This is a genomic window from Roseivivax marinus (assembly GCF_900109705.1).
Lineage (GTDB): Bacteria > Pseudomonadota > Alphaproteobacteria > Rhodobacterales > Rhodobacteraceae > Roseivivax > Roseivivax marinus.
Genome location: NZ_FOAI01000003.1, coordinates 307,214 through 324,142 on the forward strand (window position 1 = coordinate 307,214; position 16,929 = coordinate 324,142).

General features: G+C 67.4%; 14 protein-coding genes. 9 read left to right on the forward strand and 5 right to left on the reverse strand.

Annotation, left to right across the window (positions count from 1 at the left end; translation table 11 throughout):
- Positions 1-78: 78 nt before the first annotated feature.
- From glgB to BMX29_RS05870, 4 genes are all read right to left on the reverse strand, one after another.
- On the reverse strand, positions 79-2,268 hold the full coding sequence (gene glgB, locus BMX29_RS05855; protein ID WP_092811152.1) for a 1,4-alpha-glucan branching protein GlgB: 2,190 nt from the start codon (positions 2,266-2,268) through the stop codon (positions 79-81).
- Positions 2,269-2,453: 185 nt separating this feature from the next.
- Entirely contained in the window at positions 2,454-3,947 is a 1,494-nt protein-coding gene (gene ggpS / locus BMX29_RS05860; RefSeq protein WP_092811154.1) for a glucosylglycerol-phosphate synthase, read from the reverse strand.
- Positions 3,944-4,732 (reverse strand): HAD-IIB family hydrolase, encoded by a 789-nt coding sequence (locus tag BMX29_RS05865; RefSeq protein ID WP_092811156.1) that lies wholly within the window; start codon positions 4,730-4,732, stop codon positions 3,944-3,946. The genes ggpS and BMX29_RS05865 overlap by 4 nt, the downstream gene beginning before the upstream one ends.
- 8 nt (positions 4,733-4,740) lie before the next feature.
- Positions 4,741-5,883, reverse strand: coding sequence for an NAD(P)H-dependent glycerol-3-phosphate dehydrogenase (locus BMX29_RS05870; RefSeq protein ID WP_092811158.1), 1,143 nt, complete (start codon positions 5,881-5,883; stop codon positions 4,741-4,743).
- A 411-nt stretch (positions 5,884-6,294) separates the two neighbouring features.
- On the opposite strand from BMX29_RS05870, the gene BMX29_RS05875 reads away from it, so the two are divergent.
- The gene (locus BMX29_RS05875) at positions 6,295-7,209 is read left to right on the forward strand and encodes a UTP--glucose-1-phosphate uridylyltransferase (RefSeq protein WP_092811160.1); all 915 of its coding nucleotides are present in this window, start codon (positions 6,295-6,297) and stop codon (positions 7,207-7,209) included.
- A gap of 107 nt (positions 7,210-7,316) precedes the next feature.
- Here BMX29_RS05875 and BMX29_RS05880 read toward each other — a convergent pair whose 3' ends face one another.
- On the reverse strand, positions 7,317-8,024 hold the full coding sequence (locus tag BMX29_RS05880) for a PAS domain-containing protein (protein WP_092811162.1): 708 nt from the start codon (positions 8,022-8,024) through the stop codon (positions 7,317-7,319).
- A 226-nt stretch (positions 8,025-8,250) separates the two neighbouring features.
- Between BMX29_RS05880 and BMX29_RS05885 the strand changes: the two genes are divergently transcribed.
- The 8 genes from BMX29_RS05885 to pstA all read left to right on the forward strand — a co-directional run bounded on the left by BMX29_RS05885 (position 8,251) and on the right by pstA (position 16,922).
- Positions 8,251-9,141 (forward strand): YicC/YloC family endoribonuclease, encoded by an 891-nt coding sequence (locus BMX29_RS05885; protein ID WP_092811164.1) that lies wholly within the window; start codon positions 8,251-8,253, stop codon positions 9,139-9,141.
- 4 nt (positions 9,142-9,145) lie between these two features.
- Positions 9,146-9,790: a guanylate kinase gene (gmk, locus tag BMX29_RS05890; protein ID WP_043841204.1), complete on the forward strand. Its 645-nt coding sequence runs from the start codon at positions 9,146-9,148 to the stop codon at positions 9,788-9,790.
- On the forward strand, positions 9,787-10,308 hold the full coding sequence (locus BMX29_RS05895) for a gamma carbonic anhydrase family protein (protein WP_092811166.1): 522 nt from the start codon (positions 9,787-9,789) through the stop codon (positions 10,306-10,308). Before gmk ends, BMX29_RS05895 begins: the two co-directional genes overlap by 4 nt.
- Positions 10,309-10,357: 49 nt before the next feature.
- Positions 10,358-11,566, forward strand: a complete 1,209-nt coding sequence (locus BMX29_RS05900; protein ID WP_092811168.1) for a trans-sulfuration enzyme family protein — start codon at positions 10,358-10,360, stop codon at positions 11,564-11,566.
- Positions 11,566-12,603 (forward strand): sensor histidine kinase, encoded by a 1,038-nt coding sequence (locus BMX29_RS05905; protein WP_092811170.1) that lies wholly within the window; start codon positions 11,566-11,568, stop codon positions 12,601-12,603. Before BMX29_RS05900 ends, BMX29_RS05905 begins: the two co-directional genes overlap by 1 nt.
- Before the next feature lie 348 nt (positions 12,604-12,951).
- Positions 12,952-14,001, forward strand: a complete 1,050-nt coding sequence (locus BMX29_RS05910; RefSeq protein WP_043841209.1) for a PstS family phosphate ABC transporter substrate-binding protein — start codon at positions 12,952-12,954, stop codon at positions 13,999-14,001.
- A gap of 117 nt (positions 14,002-14,118) precedes the next feature.
- Entirely contained in the window at positions 14,119-15,582 is a 1,464-nt protein-coding gene (pstC, locus tag BMX29_RS05915) for a phosphate ABC transporter permease subunit PstC (protein WP_043841211.1), read from the forward strand.
- Positions 15,579-16,922, forward strand: a complete 1,344-nt coding sequence (pstA, locus tag BMX29_RS05920) for a phosphate ABC transporter permease PstA (RefSeq protein ID WP_092811172.1) — start codon at positions 15,579-15,581, stop codon at positions 16,920-16,922. The genes pstC and pstA overlap by 4 nt, the downstream gene beginning before the upstream one ends.
- The last annotated feature ends 7 nt before the right edge of the window (positions 16,923-16,929 follow it).

A 16,929-nucleotide genomic window follows, 5' to 3' on the forward strand; every position in this document is an offset into this window, starting at 1 on the left:
GTCGGTCCTCCCTCCGGGCCGGTGGGCCCGCGTCGGTCCGAGCATGGCAGTGCGACGCGGCGCGGGCTAGGGGCGGCGTCACTCCTCCTTCACGAAGACCAGCGTCGAGAGCGGCGGCAGGACCACCGTCGCCGAGGCGGCCTGGCCGTGCGACGGTTCCTCGACCGCATCGACTCCGCCCATGTTGCCCCGATCCCCGCCGCCGTAGATAGACGCATCCGTGTTGAGCGCCTCGCGCCAGCGGCCCGCTGTGGGAAAGCCGCTGGTGTAGGACGAATGCTCGGAGGTCGAGAAGTTCGAGAACACCACCGCCTCCGGCTCACCCGGACCGCCGCGCCGGATCCAAGAGAAGACCGATCGGTCGGGATCGTCGGCCTCGATCCACTGGAAGCCCTCTGGATCGCAGTCCTTGCGGTGAAGCGCCGGCGTGCCGCGGTAGAGCGTGTTCAGATCGCGCACCAGCCGCTTGATCCCGGCGTGGGCCGGCTTCTCGGCCATGTCCCAGTCGAGCGACACGTCGTGGTTCCACTCGTGCGCCTGGGCGAACTCCTGCCCCATGAACAGGAGCTTCTTTCCCGGGTGGCCCCACATGAAGCCGTAAAAGGCGCGCAGGTTCGCGAAGCGGTCCCATTCGGAGCCGGGCATCTTGCCCAGCATCGAGCCCTTGCCGTGCACAACCTCGTCATGGCTGATCGGAAGGATGAAGTTTTCCGAGTAAGCGTACGAAATCCCGAAAGTCATCTGGTGGTGGTGATGCTTCCGGTGGACCGGGTCCTTCTTCATGTATTCCAGTGTGTCGTTCATCCACCCCATGTTCCACTTGAACCCGAAGCCGAGCCCGTCCTCGTGGACCGGGCGCGACACCTTGGGATAGGACGTGGACTCCTCGGCGACGGTCATGATGCCGGGGCACTCGCCATAGGTCAGCGTGTTCATCTCGCGCATCATGGCGATGGCCTCGTAGTTCTCGCGGCCGCCATCCTTGTTCGGCACCCACTCGCCGTCGCGGCGGGAATAGTCGCGGTAGAGCATCGAAGCCACGGCATCCACGCGCAGACCGTCGGCGTGGTATTCCTCGAGCCAGTAGAGCGCGTTGGAGGTCAGGAAGTTCAGGACCTCGCGCCGCCCGTAGTTGTAGATCAGGGTGTTCCAATCCTGGTGGAAGCCCTCGCGCGGGTCCGCGTGTTCGTAGAGCGCGGTGCCATCGAACAGGCCCAGGCCGTGCGGGTCGGTGGGGAAGTGGCCCGGCACCCAGTCGAGGATCACGCCGATTCCGGCCTTGTGTGCGGCGTTAACGAGATCCCGAAACTCGTGCGGGGGGCCGTGGCGCACGGTCGGCGCGAAGAGGCCCACCGGCTGGTAGCCCCAGGAGCCGTCGAAGGGGTATTCGCTGATCGGCATCAGCTCGATATGCGTGAACCCCATGTCGTGGACGTAGGCGATCAGCTCCTCGGCGGCCTCCACGTAGGAAATCCGGCGGTTCTCGGCCTTGCGGACCCACGAGCCAAGGTGGACCTCGTAGACGGCGATCGGCGCCTCGCGGGAGTTGCGCGTCTTGCGCTCGTCCATCCAGTCGGTGTCGGACCAGCCGTAGCCCGTGATGTCGCGCACGATGCTGGAATTCTTGGGCGGATGCTGAGAACCGAAGCCCACCGGGTCGGCCTTGAGAGGCTGGACCTCGCCGTTGGCACCGACGATCTCGTATTTGTAGACGCTGCCTTCGCCGAGGCCCGGCAGGAAGATTTCCCACACGCCCGTTGCCCCACGGCGGCGCATCACGTTGCGCCGGCCGTCCCAGGCGTTCGAGGGACCGACGACGGACACGCGCCGCGCGTTCGGCGCCCAGACAGCGAAGTGGGTCCCGAAGACGCCTTCGTGGTGCATGACGTGCGCGCCAAGCGCCTGCCAAAGCCGGTGGTGCGTGCCCTCGCCGAGGAGATACTCGTCGAGTTCGCCCATAACCGGGCCGAAGCGGTAGGGGTCTTCCATGTCCCAGCGCGCGCCGTCCTTGCCTTCGCCGCGCAGACCGTAGGGATCGTCACCCGGAACCGGACCGGTGAAGGCGCCTGGCACACCCTCGACCGGCGCGAGCGGATGGGCCTGTTCGCCGATCACCGCCCACATGGCGGCGGCGTTCGGGTCGAAGGCGGTGACGTGGCGGGTGCCGTTCACCTCGTGCGGTCCGAGCACCGCGAACGGATCGTCGTTGGTGCCGTCGGCAATGCGCGCGAGGGCGTCGTGCGGGGGGGAGGCTTGGAGATCGTCCATGCCGGTCAGGTTAGGCGGGATGCGCCGCGGTTCAACGCCCGGAGGCGGAATAAGGCGCGGTGCAGGACGTTCCGCGCGGGGTCGCGCCTAGATCGCGGTCATTTCGGGCAAGCAAGCCCTAGTTGCGAAAACGCCGCCCGCCGGGTACGGCGAGCGGCGTTTTCCGGAATACCGTCGGCCGGTGGTCAGGCCGCCTCGGTGCCGAAGTCCTCGGGCGAGAGCAGGGCGAGCTGATCGCGGGCCCAGGCCTCGGTGTTGTATTTCTCGACCACCCGGCGCAGCTCGGCCATGCGCGAGCGCCGTTCGTCCTCAGGCATCTCGAGGGCCATCTCGATGGCGTGGTCCATCGACTTGTTCGAGTAGGGGTTCGTCAGCACCGCCGAGCTCATCTCCATCGCGGCGCCGGCGAACTCCGACAGGATCAGCGCGCCGTCCCCGTCCGCGCGGGCGGCGGCGAATTCCTTGCAGACGAGGTTCATGCCGTCAGCCAGCGGGGTGATCCACGCCACGTCCGCCGCGCGGTAGTAGCCGACCAGGTGCTCGAACGGGATCGCCCGGCTGATCAGAACCACGGGTGTCTTCGAGAACGTGCCGAACCGGCCGTTGATGCGGCCGGCGATCTGTTCGATCTCGGACTGGATCTCGGCATAGACCGTCATGTTGCGGTTGGCCGAGACAGACACGTGCAGCAACCGTACCGTGCCGCGCAGGTCGGGGCGACGTTCCAGCAGACGCTCGAACGCCAGAAGCTGGTCGGCGCCGCCCTTGGTGTAATCCGTCCGGCCCACCGAAAGCACCAGCCGGTCGCCGTCGAGCTCTTCCTTGATCTCGGCGGCGCGCTTGGCGGTTTCCTCGCGGTCGGCCACTCGCGCGATGTAGTCGGTGTCCACGCCCACCGGCGTCGTGCCGAGCTTCACGACCCGGTCCTCGGTGTGAATCTCGACGGGCACGGTGCGGTCCGACAGGGCGGAGCCTTCCGAAATGAAATCCGGATCGACCTTTTCGCGCGGAACCTGGCCCACGTCGCGGAGCGAACGGACCACGGACACGAAATTCGCGGCATATCGCGGAATGTGGAAGCCCACGACGTCGCAGGCCAGCAGCGAATCCACGATCTCGCCGCGCCATGGCAGCACGTTGAACATGTCGGCGGCCGGGAACGGCGTGTGGTGGAAGAACGAGATCCGCACGTCCGACCGCATCTGCCGCAGGTAGCCCGGGACCAGCCAAAGGTTGTAGTCGTGCACCCAGACCGAGGCGCCCTTCGCGGCTTCGGCGGCGGCGGCCTCGGCGAAGGCCCAGTTCACCTCCTTGAAGGTCGGCCAGTCGACGGGATCGTAGTTATACTTTTCCTTGAACCCGTGGAGGATCGGCCAGAACGCCTCTTTCGATGTGACGTGGTAGAAGCTCGACACCTGTTCCTTGGTCAGCGGCAGACGCGAGACGGTATATTGCCCGAAGCTGTCCTCGATCTGGATGATGCGCTCGAAGCCGGGGTTCGACGTGTCCTCGGCCTCCTTCCAGGCGACCCAGGCGCCCTTGTCGACCTTGCCGAAGAACGACTTGAGCGTCGGCACGATGCCGTTCGGGCTCTTGTTCTCCTTGAAGACAATCTTGCCGTTTTCCTCGACCTCTTCGTAAGGCTGGCGGTGATAGACGATGACGAGATCGCTGCTCATGACGCGGCTTCTCCTTCCGGGAGAGGATGCATGGATTTCTCGGCCACGGCCTCGAGGATGCCCGCCGCACCGACGCCCTTGGCCACGTGGACATGAGGTAGACCGGCCACCCGAGCGAGCAACGCCTCCTCGGACCCGCCGACGGCCACCGCGGGCAGGCCGCATTCCAGCATCGACGCGTCGTTGAGCGTGTCGCCCGCCGCCAGCACCCGGCCCTCGTCGATGCCCTGGTGGGTGACGAACCGGCGCAGCGAGGGGCCCTTGGAGACGCCTTTGGGCAGCACATCGAAGTAGCGGTTGTCCGAAATCAGAGCGTCGAGGCCCATCTCGTCGACGATACGGTAGGCCCGGTCGTCGAAGCGCGCGGGGTCCATGTCGAAGCTCACGCGGTAGCGGAAGTCGGTCTCCTGAAGGGTCAGGCCGTCGACATCCTTCAGCGCTGCGCGGACGTCGTCCCCCGCGTTGCCCCAGGCGTCCGCGATTTCTTGCTCGAGCTCCGCGATGGGAGCGACGCGACCGTCCTCGATCCGGGCGATGGTCGTGCCGACATCGCCGATGGCGAACTCCGGCCACGGCACGCCGCCGTCGCAGAGCTCGGCGATGAAGGCCGGGTCGCGGCCGGTCACGAAGACCAGCCCCACGGTCGAGCGATTGGCCTCGATCCAGTCGTAGAGGCGGGCCCGGTCGGCGTCGGTGCCGCCGAGGAAGGTGCCGTCGAGGTCGGTGGCCAGCACGAAGTGCTTGTCCTTGAGCGCGGTCTCGCGCGGTCGGTCGGTCTGTGTCACGGGGTCCGTCAGCTTTCGGTCATGGCAGAGGGATGGGCGAGCTCGATCTCGAGCGCGCGCGGCTCGGATTCGATCGGACGCGCCCAGAGATCGGTGAAGGTCTGGTTGAGGTCCGCGCCATCGTAAAGAATGGCGTGCACGGCTTCGCAGATGGGCATGGAGACCCCGATCCGGCGGGCGAGCTCGATCACCGAAGCGGCGGAAATCTCGCCCTCGACCACGACGTCGCGGCCGTCGAAGCACTCGGCGCGGCTCTTGCCCTCGCCCAGCTGGACGCCCAGCGACATGTTGCGCGAGGTGGTGGACGAACAGGTCAGCGTCAGGTCGCCTGCGCCCGAGAGGCCGGTCACGGTTTCACGTTTTCCGCCAAGGGCTTCGGCCAACACCTTCATCTCGTCGATGCCGCGCGTGATCAGTGCGGCGCGGGTGTTCTCTGCATATCCGGCGCCGGTCATCATCCCGCAGGCGATGGCGATGACGTTCTTGACCGCGCCGCCCACCTCGACGCCCACGAGGTCGTCGGACATGTAAGGCCGGAAGGACGGGCACGACATGGACACCGACAGGCGCGCCGCGGGGCTGTCGTCTGGCGCGAGGCGGTCGGTGTAGCGGAATTCGAACGCGATCGTGGCGGCGGTGGGATGGCCCAGCGCCGTCTCGCGGGCAAAGGTCGGACCCGACAGCGCGCCGACCGGGTGGCCGGGCAGTTCTTCCTGGACGGCATGGCTCAGCAGGTAGCCGGTGCGCCGCTCGATCCCCTTGCAGCAGAGCGCCAGCGGAACGCCCTGCGGCAGAAGCGGCCGCATCACGCCACACATCTCGCGCAGGCTCGAGGAGGGCGTGACGATCAGAACCGCCTCCGCGCCATCAAGCGCGTGCGCCAGGTCCGAGGTCGGCTCGATTCCGTCGGGCAGGGGCGTATCGGGCAGATAGTCGTCGTTCCGGCCGGTCTCGCGCATGCGCTGCGCGAGGTCCTCGCGACGGCCCCACAGCCGGACCTCGCGGCCCGAGGCGGCGGCGACGGACGCGAGCGCGGTGCCCCATGAGCCCATGCCCAGAACGGCGATGCGGGTATAGGGCCGGGCGTAGACGATACCGGGCCGGCCGGGTTCGCGGGGTTGATCGGGAAGTCTCAGGGTTTGTCCGTCCATGTTGCTGGCTTTCGCAGGATACGCGGGCGCGGGGCCGCCTCACAAGGCTAGGCGCGGGCCGGTCCAAGTCCACATCCGGCGGGCCGTTTGAGGCTCCGGCCCGAAGATGCACGGTTTTTGAGCGATTGCAGAGGTCGGCTGCCCGATACTGCAGCGCCGCATGAGCGATTTCGCGACAAATCGCGTGAAATCGGCGGGTTCGGGGGTGAAAACAACGTGTTGGACCATTCCGGCAATAATCCGCGCAACTCATTGATAAGACGGTGGAACCCTTACACGTTATACGCGTTTGTGCGCCGTGTGCAGGTGCGGTGGGCCTGCAATTTTGACTTATCTGTCGGGGCCCATAGGCTCTTTGCCATACGCCGCGCTGCGGCATGACCTCGACCGAACGCAGGAGCAAGACTTCCGATGACGAACGTGATCGACGCTTTCCCCCAAAAGACCAAGGTGCGGACGGCGATCTTCCCGGTGGCCGGGCTCGGCACCCGGTTTCTGCCGGCCACGAAATCGACCCCGAAAGAACTTCTCCCGGTGCTGGACAAGCCGCTGATCCAGTTCGCCATCGACGAGGCCCGCGAAGCCGGCATCGAGCGTATGGTGTTCGTGAGCCATCCGTCGAAGGACGCGATCGAGCGCTACGTGCGCGAGGACGCCGATCTCGAGCGGACGCTTCGCGACAAGGGCAAGGACGCGGTCGCGGACATGCTGCATGACAACGCGCTGTGCGACGGCGAAATCGAGGTTCGGTTCGTGATGCAGGACGAACCGCTCGGTCTCGGCCATGCCATCAACTGTGCCAAGGACGACGTGCTGCCCGGACCCGTGGCGGTGATCCTGCCCGACGACCTGATCCTCGGCGAGCCCGGCTGCATCGCCGAGATGATCGGCAGCTACGACGCCCGCAAGGCCGGGCACATGGTCGCGACCATGGAAGTCGACGAGGACGCGGTGTCGAGCTACGGCATCCTGTCCAAGACCGGCCGTGACGGCGACCTGATCCTTGCCGACGGCATGGTCGAAAAGCCCGCGCCCGAGGATGCCCCCTCGCGCCAGGCGGTCGTCGGCCGCTACGTGCTGGACGGGTCGATCTTCGAGGACCTGTCGAACCTGACCCGCGGCGCGGGCGGTGAGTACCAGCTCACGGACGCGATCTCGGCCGGCGCGGCCAAGGTCGGCATGTGCGGTTTCTGCTTCTCGGGCACGCGCTACGATTGTGGCTCCAAGCCCGGAATGCTGTCGGCCACCATCGCCTATGCCGGAAGCCGTCCCGAGTTTCGCGCCGTTCTGGCCGACCTGACCGCGCGGCCGCTCGCTGCCGAATGACGGACAGGTCTACTCGGTGACAGAATGGGCGCCCCGATCGGGGCGCTCTTTTTCGTTCGGCTGCGCAAGGTTCGCGACGCGCGTGGCTTGAAACACCCGGTGTCCCGTCAGTCGTTCGACACCACGAGCCGCAGGTAAGGGGCCGGGGATTGACGCGGCGCCTCTGGGTCGGGGCCGAACGGGCTTTGCGCCTCGGCGAATCCGGTCAGCGCGGGCGATTTCGGGAACAGGGGCGGCGTGACCGGTGCGACCGGAGCCGCGGGCAGTTCCAGATCCGAATGCCGGGCCGCGAAACTGTCGAAGCGACGGGGCACGCGGCCGATCTGGCCATGCGTGACGATGCCGCCCAGCGCCCGGTCCAGCCGTCCGCCTTCGGAGCGTAGCGGTAGCAGCAAGAAATGCGCCGAGAGGGCCCCGCGTCCGAGACCACGGCACGCCTCCATCTCGGCATGAAGGGCCACGCCGTCGCGGAACACCCGCTCGACCGCGTCGCGTGCGTCCTCGCGGACGTCGGGCATGAGAAACGAGGAGAGCGGCAGGCCGGTGACCTCCATGCCCATCAGGTCGGCGAGATGCGATCCGGCGACCCGAAGCCGCACGATGCCCGGCGCGATGCGCTCGGCAAGGAAGGCAATCTCGAGAGCGTCCTGGATGCTGCGCGGATCGACCGCATCGCGGTAGGGTACGCCGCAGGCCTCTCCGGCAAGCGTCCGCCAATACGTCTCGAGCTGGCGCAGAGGCTTCAGACGCTGGGCGCGCTCGCGCTCCGTCATCGAGACCACCTGCGATCCGTCGTTCTTGTTTCTGCCGAACATGGCGCATCTCCACTCGCCGGGGGCGGAGGAGCGGCGCGTTCCCGTCGCGCCACCGTCTGCCCGAAGCCTTAACATTGCCTTAATATATCAAATTCGACCGCAATTACGCCTCAATTAGATCCGGCTGGTTAACACTTCCTACCAAATCCTTGCCGCCCGCCGCGCTTGCCTGCGGGATCGGGCTGGCGTAAGCGGCCCAAGGGTTTGAAACGGAACGAGGCACGTCATGCGTCAGTCGATGACCGGGTTCGCGGCACGCCAGGGGGCGGGCGCCGGGGCGAGCTGGACGTGGGAGGTGCGCTCGGTCAACGGCAAGGGGCTCGAGCTCCGCACGCGTCTTCCAGACGGCATCGAAGGTCTCGAACCCGCGGTGCGCGCTGCCTTCCAGGCGAAACTCTCGCGCGGCTCGGTGTCGGTCACGCTGCGGCTCGCCTCTGATGGCCAGGCCCTCGAGATGACGTTGAACGAAGCGGTTCTGTCGGGTGCGCTGCGCGCTCTCGCGCGGATCGAGGCCGAGGCCCATACGGCAGGCCTGTCGGTCGGGCCGACCAGTGCCGCGGAGATCGCCGCGCTGCGTGGCATGACGGAATGGACGCAGGCCACCCCCGATCCGGAGGCGCTCAAATCCGAGTTGCTCGCCGATCTCGAAGTGCTGGTGGACGACCTTGTCGCCATGCGCACCGCCGAGGGCGCGCGGATCTCGGAAGTTCTGACCGGCCAGCTGGCCACCGTCGCCACGCTCGCGGAGCAGGCACGCGAGGCCGCCGCCACCCGCGGCGCCGAGCAGGCCGAACGGCTGGCGACGCAGATCGCGCGCATCACCGGCGCCACCGATGCCGTCGATCCCGATCGCCTCGCGCAGGAGCTTGCGCTGATCGCGGTCAAGTCCGACGTCACCGAGGAGATCGACCGCCTCGACGCCCATGTCTCGGCGGCCCGTGCGCTTCTCGAGGACCCCGAGCCGGTGGGCCGCCGGCTCGACTTCCTGATGCAGGAGTTCAACCGCGAGGCCAACACGCTCTGCGCCAAGGCGGGATCCACCGCGCTGACGCAGACCGGCCTCGCGCTCAAGACCGCCATCGACCAGATGCGCGAACAGGTTCAGAACGTGGAGTGAGCCGATGACCGACCGCCGCGGGCTATTGATCATCCTCTCGTCGCCGTCGGGCGCGGGCAAGTCGACGCTGGCGCGGCGGCTGCGGGACTGGGATCCGTCGATCGAGTTCTCGGTTTCGGCCACCACGCGCGCGCCGCGCGACGGCGAGGTCGACGGGCGCGACTACTTCTTCGTCGAGGAAGCGGCGTTCAAGCGCCAGGTCGGCCACGGTGAGATGCTGGAGCACGCCCACGTTTTCGGCAACTTCTACGGCTCGCCGCGCGGCCCGGTGGAGGTGGCGATCAACGCCGGCAAGGACGTGCTCTTCGACATCGACTGGCAAGGCGCGCAGCAGTTGCAGAACTCGCCGCTGAACCTGCACACGCTGTCAATCTTCCTGCTGCCTCCGTCGATCCGCGAGCTCAAGCGACGCCTGGAAAGCCGGGCCAAGGATACGTCCGAGACGATCCAGCGCCGGATGGAGAAGAGCTGGGACGAGATCAGCCACTGGGGCGGCTACGACTACGTTCTGGTGAACGAGGACCTGTCGGAAACCGAAGAGCGGCTGAAAGCCATCATCACCGCCGCGCGCCTGCGCAGGTCGCAGCAGCCGGGGTTGAACGCCCATGTGCGCGCGCTTCAGACCGAATTCGAGGAGGGATTGTCGTGACGCTCTACGCACTGGAAGGGCACGCGCCCGAGATCGCCGAAGATGCCTGGGTGGCGCCCGATGCGAACGTCATCGGGAAGATCGTTCTGGCCGGGAAAAGCTCGGTCTGGTTCGGCGCGACGCTGCGCGGCGACAACGAGACGATTACCGTCGGCGCGGGCACGAACCTGCAGGAGAACGTGGTCTGCCACACCGACATGGGCTTTCCTTTGACCATCGGCACGAACTGCACCATCGGCCACAAGGCGATGCTTCACGGCTGCACCATCGGGGACAACTCGCTGGTGGGCATGGGCGCGACGATCCTCAACGGCGCGAAGATCGGGAAGAACTGCCTGATCGGGGCGGGCGCGCTCGTCCCCGAGGGCAAGGAGATCCCCGACGGGAGCCTCGTGATGGGGATGCCCGGCAAGGTCGTGCGAGAGCTCGACGCCGCCGCGATCCAGAAGCTCGAGGCTTCGGCGCTGAACTACCAGCGCAACGCCGCGCGCTTCCGCGACGGGCTAGCACCGCTCTGACGGCGTCGCCCGGGACGCAAGAGCAGACAGACAGAACGACAGGCCCCGCATGACCGACAGATCCGACGACCCGCAGGTGGAACCCACGCTGATCCGGCCCGCCGTGCCGCCGCGCACGGCCTCGCGCCCGGTGGTGACGCCGATCATGCCCTCGGTGGTCTACGCGAGCGACACGCCGGACGCGCTTGACGCGCAGTACGAGGGCCGCGCCGCGGGCTACACCTATGCCCGCGAGGGACACCCGAACGCCGACGCGCTGGCGGCTCGGCTCGATGCGCTCGAAGGCGTGCCCGGCGGCATCGTCACCGGATCGGGCATGGCGGCGGTCACGGCCGCGCTGATGGGCCTCTGCCGTGCGGGCGATCACGTGGTGGGCGGCGACCAGCTTTATGGCCGGTCGCTTCGGCTCATGCGCGAGGATCTGCCCCGGCTCGGCATCGCGACCACGCTGGCCGACCCGACCGACGTGGCCGCCATCGAGGCCGCGCTGCGCCCCGAGACACGGCTGGTGCTGATCGAGGTGGTGTCGAATCCGACGCTGCGGATCGCGGACCTCGACGGGATCGCCGGGCTGTGCCGCGACCGGGGCGTGATCCTTGCGGTGGACAACACGTTCACGACGCCTGCGGCGATCCGGCCGGCGGAGCACGGCGCCGACGTGGTGATCCAGTCGGTGACCAAGCTCCTGGCGGGACATTCGGACGTGACGCTCGGCTGGGTCGGGGCGCGCGCGCCCGAGCATGCCGAGGCGATCCGGACTTTCGCCGTGACGACCGGCCTCACGCCGAGCCCGTTCGACTGCTGGCTGGCCGAGCGCGGCCTTCTGACCTTCGACCTGCGCTTCGAGCGGGCGCAGGCCACGGCGCGACGGCTGGCCGATCATCTCGCGGGGCGGGCGGGCATCGAGTCGGTCCTCTATCCCACGCGAGACGACCATCCGGACCGCGGGCGCGCGCAGGCGGTGCTGCAGGGGCAGGGCGGTCACATGGTGACCTTCACGCTCGAGGGCGGACGCGCCGCCGCCAATGCCTTCACTGCTGCCGCCGAAGGGCTGGCCTTCGCGCCGACGCTGGGGGACGCGGGCACCACGCTGTCGCATCCCGCCTCGTCCTCGCACCGGGCGCTGAGCGCCGAGGAACGCGCCGCCATCGGCATCTCCGAAGGGACGTTCCGCGTTTCCGTGGGGCTGGAGGATCCGGAGGCGCTGTTCGCGGCCATCGACGGCGGGCTTGCCGCAGCGGTGGAGGCCGCTGTCTGATGGTCGCGGATGCGGGCTCGGTCGTGGCGGCGGTTCCGCTGCCGGCGCTGCTCGTGTCCCGTGACGAACGCATCGTTTCGGCGAACGAGGAGGCGCTGGCCTTGCTCGGGCGCGCGATCGAGGGGCGCCATTTTATCACCGCGCTGCGCCAGCCGCAGATCATCGAGGCAGTGGAAGCCGCGTTCCGCGACGGAAAGCCCGCGCGCGCGCGCTACCTGTCGAATGACGGGCGGCAGGACACCTCGTTCCTCGTTTTCGCGCGGCCTCTGACCGAGGGCACGACTCCCGGCGTGCTGGTGTGCCTCGAGGACGAAACCCACCGCGCCCATGCCGAACAGATGCGCCGCGATTTCGTCGCGAACGTGAGCCACGAGCTGAAGACGCCGCTGACCGCGCTCATCGGTTTCATCGACACGCTGCGCGGACCCGCCCGGACGGATCCGGCGGCGCAGGAGCGGTTTCTGTCGATCATGGAAAGCGAGGCCGGACGGATGAACCGGCTGGTGTCGGACCTCTTGTCGCTCAGCCGGGTCGAGGCGGAAGAGCGCGTGCGCCCCACCGCGCGGGTCGAGATGCGCGGGCTGGTCGCGGGCGTCGTGCGCGCGTTCGAGACGCTGGCGGGGGATGCCGGGGTCACAATCGAAATCGAGCTGCCGCCGGAGGACATCGAGATCATCGGTGACACCGACCAGCTGCGGCAGGTGCTTTGGAACCTGATCGAGAACGCGGTGAAATATGCCGGTCGGGACGCCACCGTGCGGGTCATGCTCACCGGGCCGGGATACGAGGCCAAGGTGCGCGGCCACGGCGTCCGGCTGCGCATTGCCGATACCGGACCCGGCATCGACCCGATCCACATCCCGCGCCTGACCGAACGGTTCTACCGCATAGACACCCACCGCTCGCGCGAAAAGGGCGGCACCGGGCTTGGCCTCGCCATCGTCAAGCACATCGTGAACCGCCACCGCGGAAGGCTTTTCGTCGAGAGCACGCCGGGGCAGGGCACCGAGTTCACCGTGGTGCTGCCGGTGGGCTGACGCCCCTTGGCGGCGATTCTCCGGTTGGCGCAAAGCCCGAGGCGCGCCGGCGGTTCGCCGCGCACCAAGCTTCCGATCGGGCCAACTTCGCGACGCACGGCCAGGCCGAAAAGTTTGTTCACGAAATCAGGAGGCTGGGGCGGTTCACCGGCCAGGGCACGGCGATAACCGATGGCCTGACCTCGCCCTGCGGTGGAAAAATCCTAGTAGTTTCCGAGGCGTCATCCGGCGTTGTCATAAAACCGTTACGCGGCTGTCACAAAAGCATAGCGCCACGCTCTTAGCGAGTGCGCCAAGGCCATCGGGGAATGGTCTCTGACGCCAAAGATGAAACTCAGGAGTTCGTCCATGAAATCCGTCACGCTCACCGCGTCCGCCCTCGCGATCGCCGTCGCTGCTCCGGCCTTCGCCCAGTCGCGCGAGAACGTCCAGATCGCCGGTTCGTCGACCGTGCTGCCCTACGCCACCATCGTGGCCGAGGCATTCGGCGAAAACACCGACTTCCCGACCCCGGTGGTCGAGTCGGGCGGGTCGTCCACCGGCCTGTCGCGCTTTTGCGAAGGTGTCGGCGAAGGCACCATCGACGTCGCCAACGCCTCGCGCGCGATCCGCGACGGCGAGGTCGAGACCTGCGCCTCGAACGGCGTGGAAGAGATCATCGAAGTCCGCATCGGCTATGACGGCATCGTCTTCGCCAGCCAGCAGTCGGGCCCCGAGTTCACCGCGTTCGAGCCCAGCGACTGGTACCAGGCGCTCGCCGCCAACCTGCCGCAGGACGGCGAGATGGCGTCGAACCCGAACTCCAACTGGTCCGACGTGAACGGCGACCTGCCGGACGTCGAGATCTCGGCCTTCATCCCGGGCACCCGTCACGGCACTCGTGAAGTGTTCGAAGAGAACGTCCTTCTCGCAGGCTGCGAAGAGACCGGCGCCTACGACGCCATGGTCAACGACATGGGCATGTCCGAAGACGATGCAGAGGCCGCGTGCATGGAAGTCCGCACCGACGGCGCGTCGGTCGACATCGACGGCGACTACACCGAGACCCTCGCCCGCCTCGAATCGAACCCCGACGGCGTGGGTGTGTTCGGCCTCGCGTTCTACGAGAACAACACCGACACCCTGAAGGTCGCCACCATGAGCGGCGTCCAGCCCTCGACCGAGACCATCGCCTCGGGCGAATACCCCGTGTCGCGCCCGCTGTTCTTCTACATCAAGAAGGCCCATATCGGCGTGATCCCGGGCCTCAAGGAATACGCGCAGTTCTTCATGGCCGACGAGATCGCAGGCCCCGACGGCCCGCTGTCGAACTACGGCCTGGTGTCCCTGCCCGAGGGCGAGCTCGACGAGGTGCAGCAGCGCATCGAGAACGAGACCACCATGGACTCGCAGTCGTAACCGGCTGATCCGCGATCGGGGAGGCCGCGTGCGCGTGGCCTCCCTCGACTTTTCCGGGCACCCGGTCCGCGGTATGGGGCGCCCGACACTCGGCACAAGAGAGCAGGTGGGACGCGCATGTCGAACACGTTGCTGGCACTCATCGTCCTGGCGCTCGGCGCGATCGGTTACGTGATCGGTCGGCAGAGGGCGCTCAAGGCGACAGACGGCGACCAGCGCAAGCTGCACTCGCTGCCATCGTATTACGGCACCAACGTCCTTCTGAAGACAATGGTCCCGGCCTTCCTCCTCATGCTGGTGTGGCTGCTGGCGCAGCCCATCGTGGTCGACCGCTCGGTGCGGGCGGGCCTTCAGGATGAAAGCGTTCGGCAGGACCGCTCGGTGAGCCTGGTGATGACCGACGTTCGCCGCGTGGCCAACGGTCTCGGAATCGCGGTGGAGCAGGGGGTCATGTCGCGTGACGAGGCGCGGTCGCTCGACACGCAGTCGACGGACGTGCGCGCGCGTCTGGGCGAAGCGGGCGTGGCGCTCGGCTCGGACGTGACGCCGGCCGTGCTCGAGGCGGCGCAGCAATATCGGGGGCTTAGCGGCACCGGCGATATCGCGCGCTTCGCCCTCGTGGTCGCGCTGGCGCTGGCCGGACTCGGCTGGGGCGTCCGGGAAAGCACGCCGTCCTTCCGTGCCCGCAACTCGGTCGAGCGCGGCATCAAGAGCCTGCTGATCCTCGCCTCCTGCATCGCGATCCTGACCACGATCGGCATCGTGCTGAGCCTGGTGTTCAACACCATCGAATTTTTCCGCATCTACCCGGCGCGCGATTTCTTCCTCTCGACCACCTGGTCGCCATCTTTCGGCGGTGGGTCGGAGCTGGGCATCCTGCCGCTGCTGTGGGGCACGCTCTACATTTCGCTGATTGCGCTGCTGGTGGCGGTGCCGATCGGCCTGTTCGCGGCGGTCTACCTGTCGGAATATGCCTCCAAGCGGGTGCGCTCGGTTGCCAAGCCCGCCATCGAGATCCTCGCCGGCATCCCGACCATCGTCTACGGTCTCTTCGCGCTTCTGACGATCGGGCCTCTGCTGCTGCGGGTTTTCGGTGACGACACCGTGGGCTGGATGGACGGCGGCACGGCGGTGATGACCGCGGGCCTCGCGATGGGCATCATGCTCATCCCGTTCGTCTCCTCGCTGTCGGACGACGTCATCAACGCGGTCCCGCAGGCCATGCGGGATGGCTCCTACGGGCTGGGCGCCACGCAGTCCGAGACCATCAAGCAGGTGATCCTGCCCGCGGCGCTGCCCGGCATCGTGGGCGCCATCCTACTGGCCGCTTCGCGCGCCATCGGCGAGACCATGATCGTCGTGCTGGGCGCCGGCGCGGCTGCGCGGCTCAGTCTCAACCCGTTCGAGGCGATGACCACCGTCACCGCCAAGATCGTCAGCCAGCTGACCGGCGACGCGGACTTCAGCTCTGCCGAGGCGCTGGTCGCCTTCGCGCTCGGCATGACCCTCTTCGTCGTCACGCTGGGGCTCAACGTCCTCGCCCTCTACATCGTGCGGAAATACCGGGAGCAGTACGAATGACCGACGCAACCGCAGGCGCGACGCCGGCCGTCGATCCCGGCCGCAAGTCGAAGTCGATCATCACCACCGACGACAACACCCGTCGCCGCAACCGGGCCGAAAAGCGGTTCCAGTACTACGGCATCGCGGCCATCGGCGTCGGCGTGTTCTTCCTTCTGGCGCTGACGTTCTCGATCCTGCGCTCGGGGCTTCCCGCGTTCACCGAAACGGCGGTGTCGCTCGAGATCAACCTCAGCCAGGAGCAGTTCGACGAGGCCGAGAGCAAGCTTCTGAAGACGGGCGCTTACGAGCAGCTCTTCGTCCAGGCTCTGCAACAGCAGCTGAACGCGGAAGGCGAGGGGGACGTCGAGGTCGAAGAGGACGCAGTCGGCCGGATCATGGGCAACGTCGGCAGCGAAATCCGCGAGTTCTATCTCGCGAACCAGGACCAGCTGGGCGAGCCGGTCACCTTCAACGTGCCCGCGTCGAGCCGCGTCGACCGGTACCTCAATGGCGGCCTGAGCCGCGAGTCTCTGGCCGAGAGCAAGTTCCTCACGCCCGAGGACCTCGATATCGTGGACCGGCTGGTCGAGGCCGGCACGCTCACCAATGTCATCGACTGGGACTTCATCACGGGCACCGACTCGGGCGTGGACAACCCCGGCGGCGCCGGCCTGGGCGCTTCGGTCATCGGGTCGTTCTTCATGATGCTGGTGGTGCTTGTGCTGTCGCTGCCCATCGGCGTCGCGGCCTCGATCTACCTCGAGGAGTTCGCGCCGCAGAACAAGCTGACCGACTTCATCGAGGTGAACATCTCGAACCTCGCGGCCGTGCCGTCGATCGTCTACGGCATCCTCGGCCTCGCGGTCTTCATCCAGTTCGCGGGCCTGCCGCAATCGGCGCCGCTGGTGGGCGGCCTCGTGCTGACGCTGATGACGCTGCCGACGATCATCATCTCGACCCGAGCCTCGCTCAAGTCGGTGCCGCCGTCCATCCGCTCCGCCGCGCTGGGGGTGGGCGCCTCGAAGATGCAGTCGGTCTTCCACCACGTCCTGCCGCTGGCCATGCCCGGCATCCTGACCGGCACCATCATCGGGCTCGCGCAGGCGCTTGGCGAGACCGCGCCGCTCCTGCTGATCGGCATGGTCGGTTACGTCGCGCGCGGCTATCCTGACGGCATCGTCTCGGGCCTCATGGACCCGAACTCGGCCATGCCGGCGCAAATCTACACCTGGGCAGCCCGCTCGGATCCGGCCTTCTACGAGAAAGCCTGGGGCGGGATCATCATTCTTCTGGTGTTCCTGCTCGCCATGAACGCACTGGCCATCATCCTGCGCCGCAAGTTCGAGCGCCGCTGGTAAGGAGATT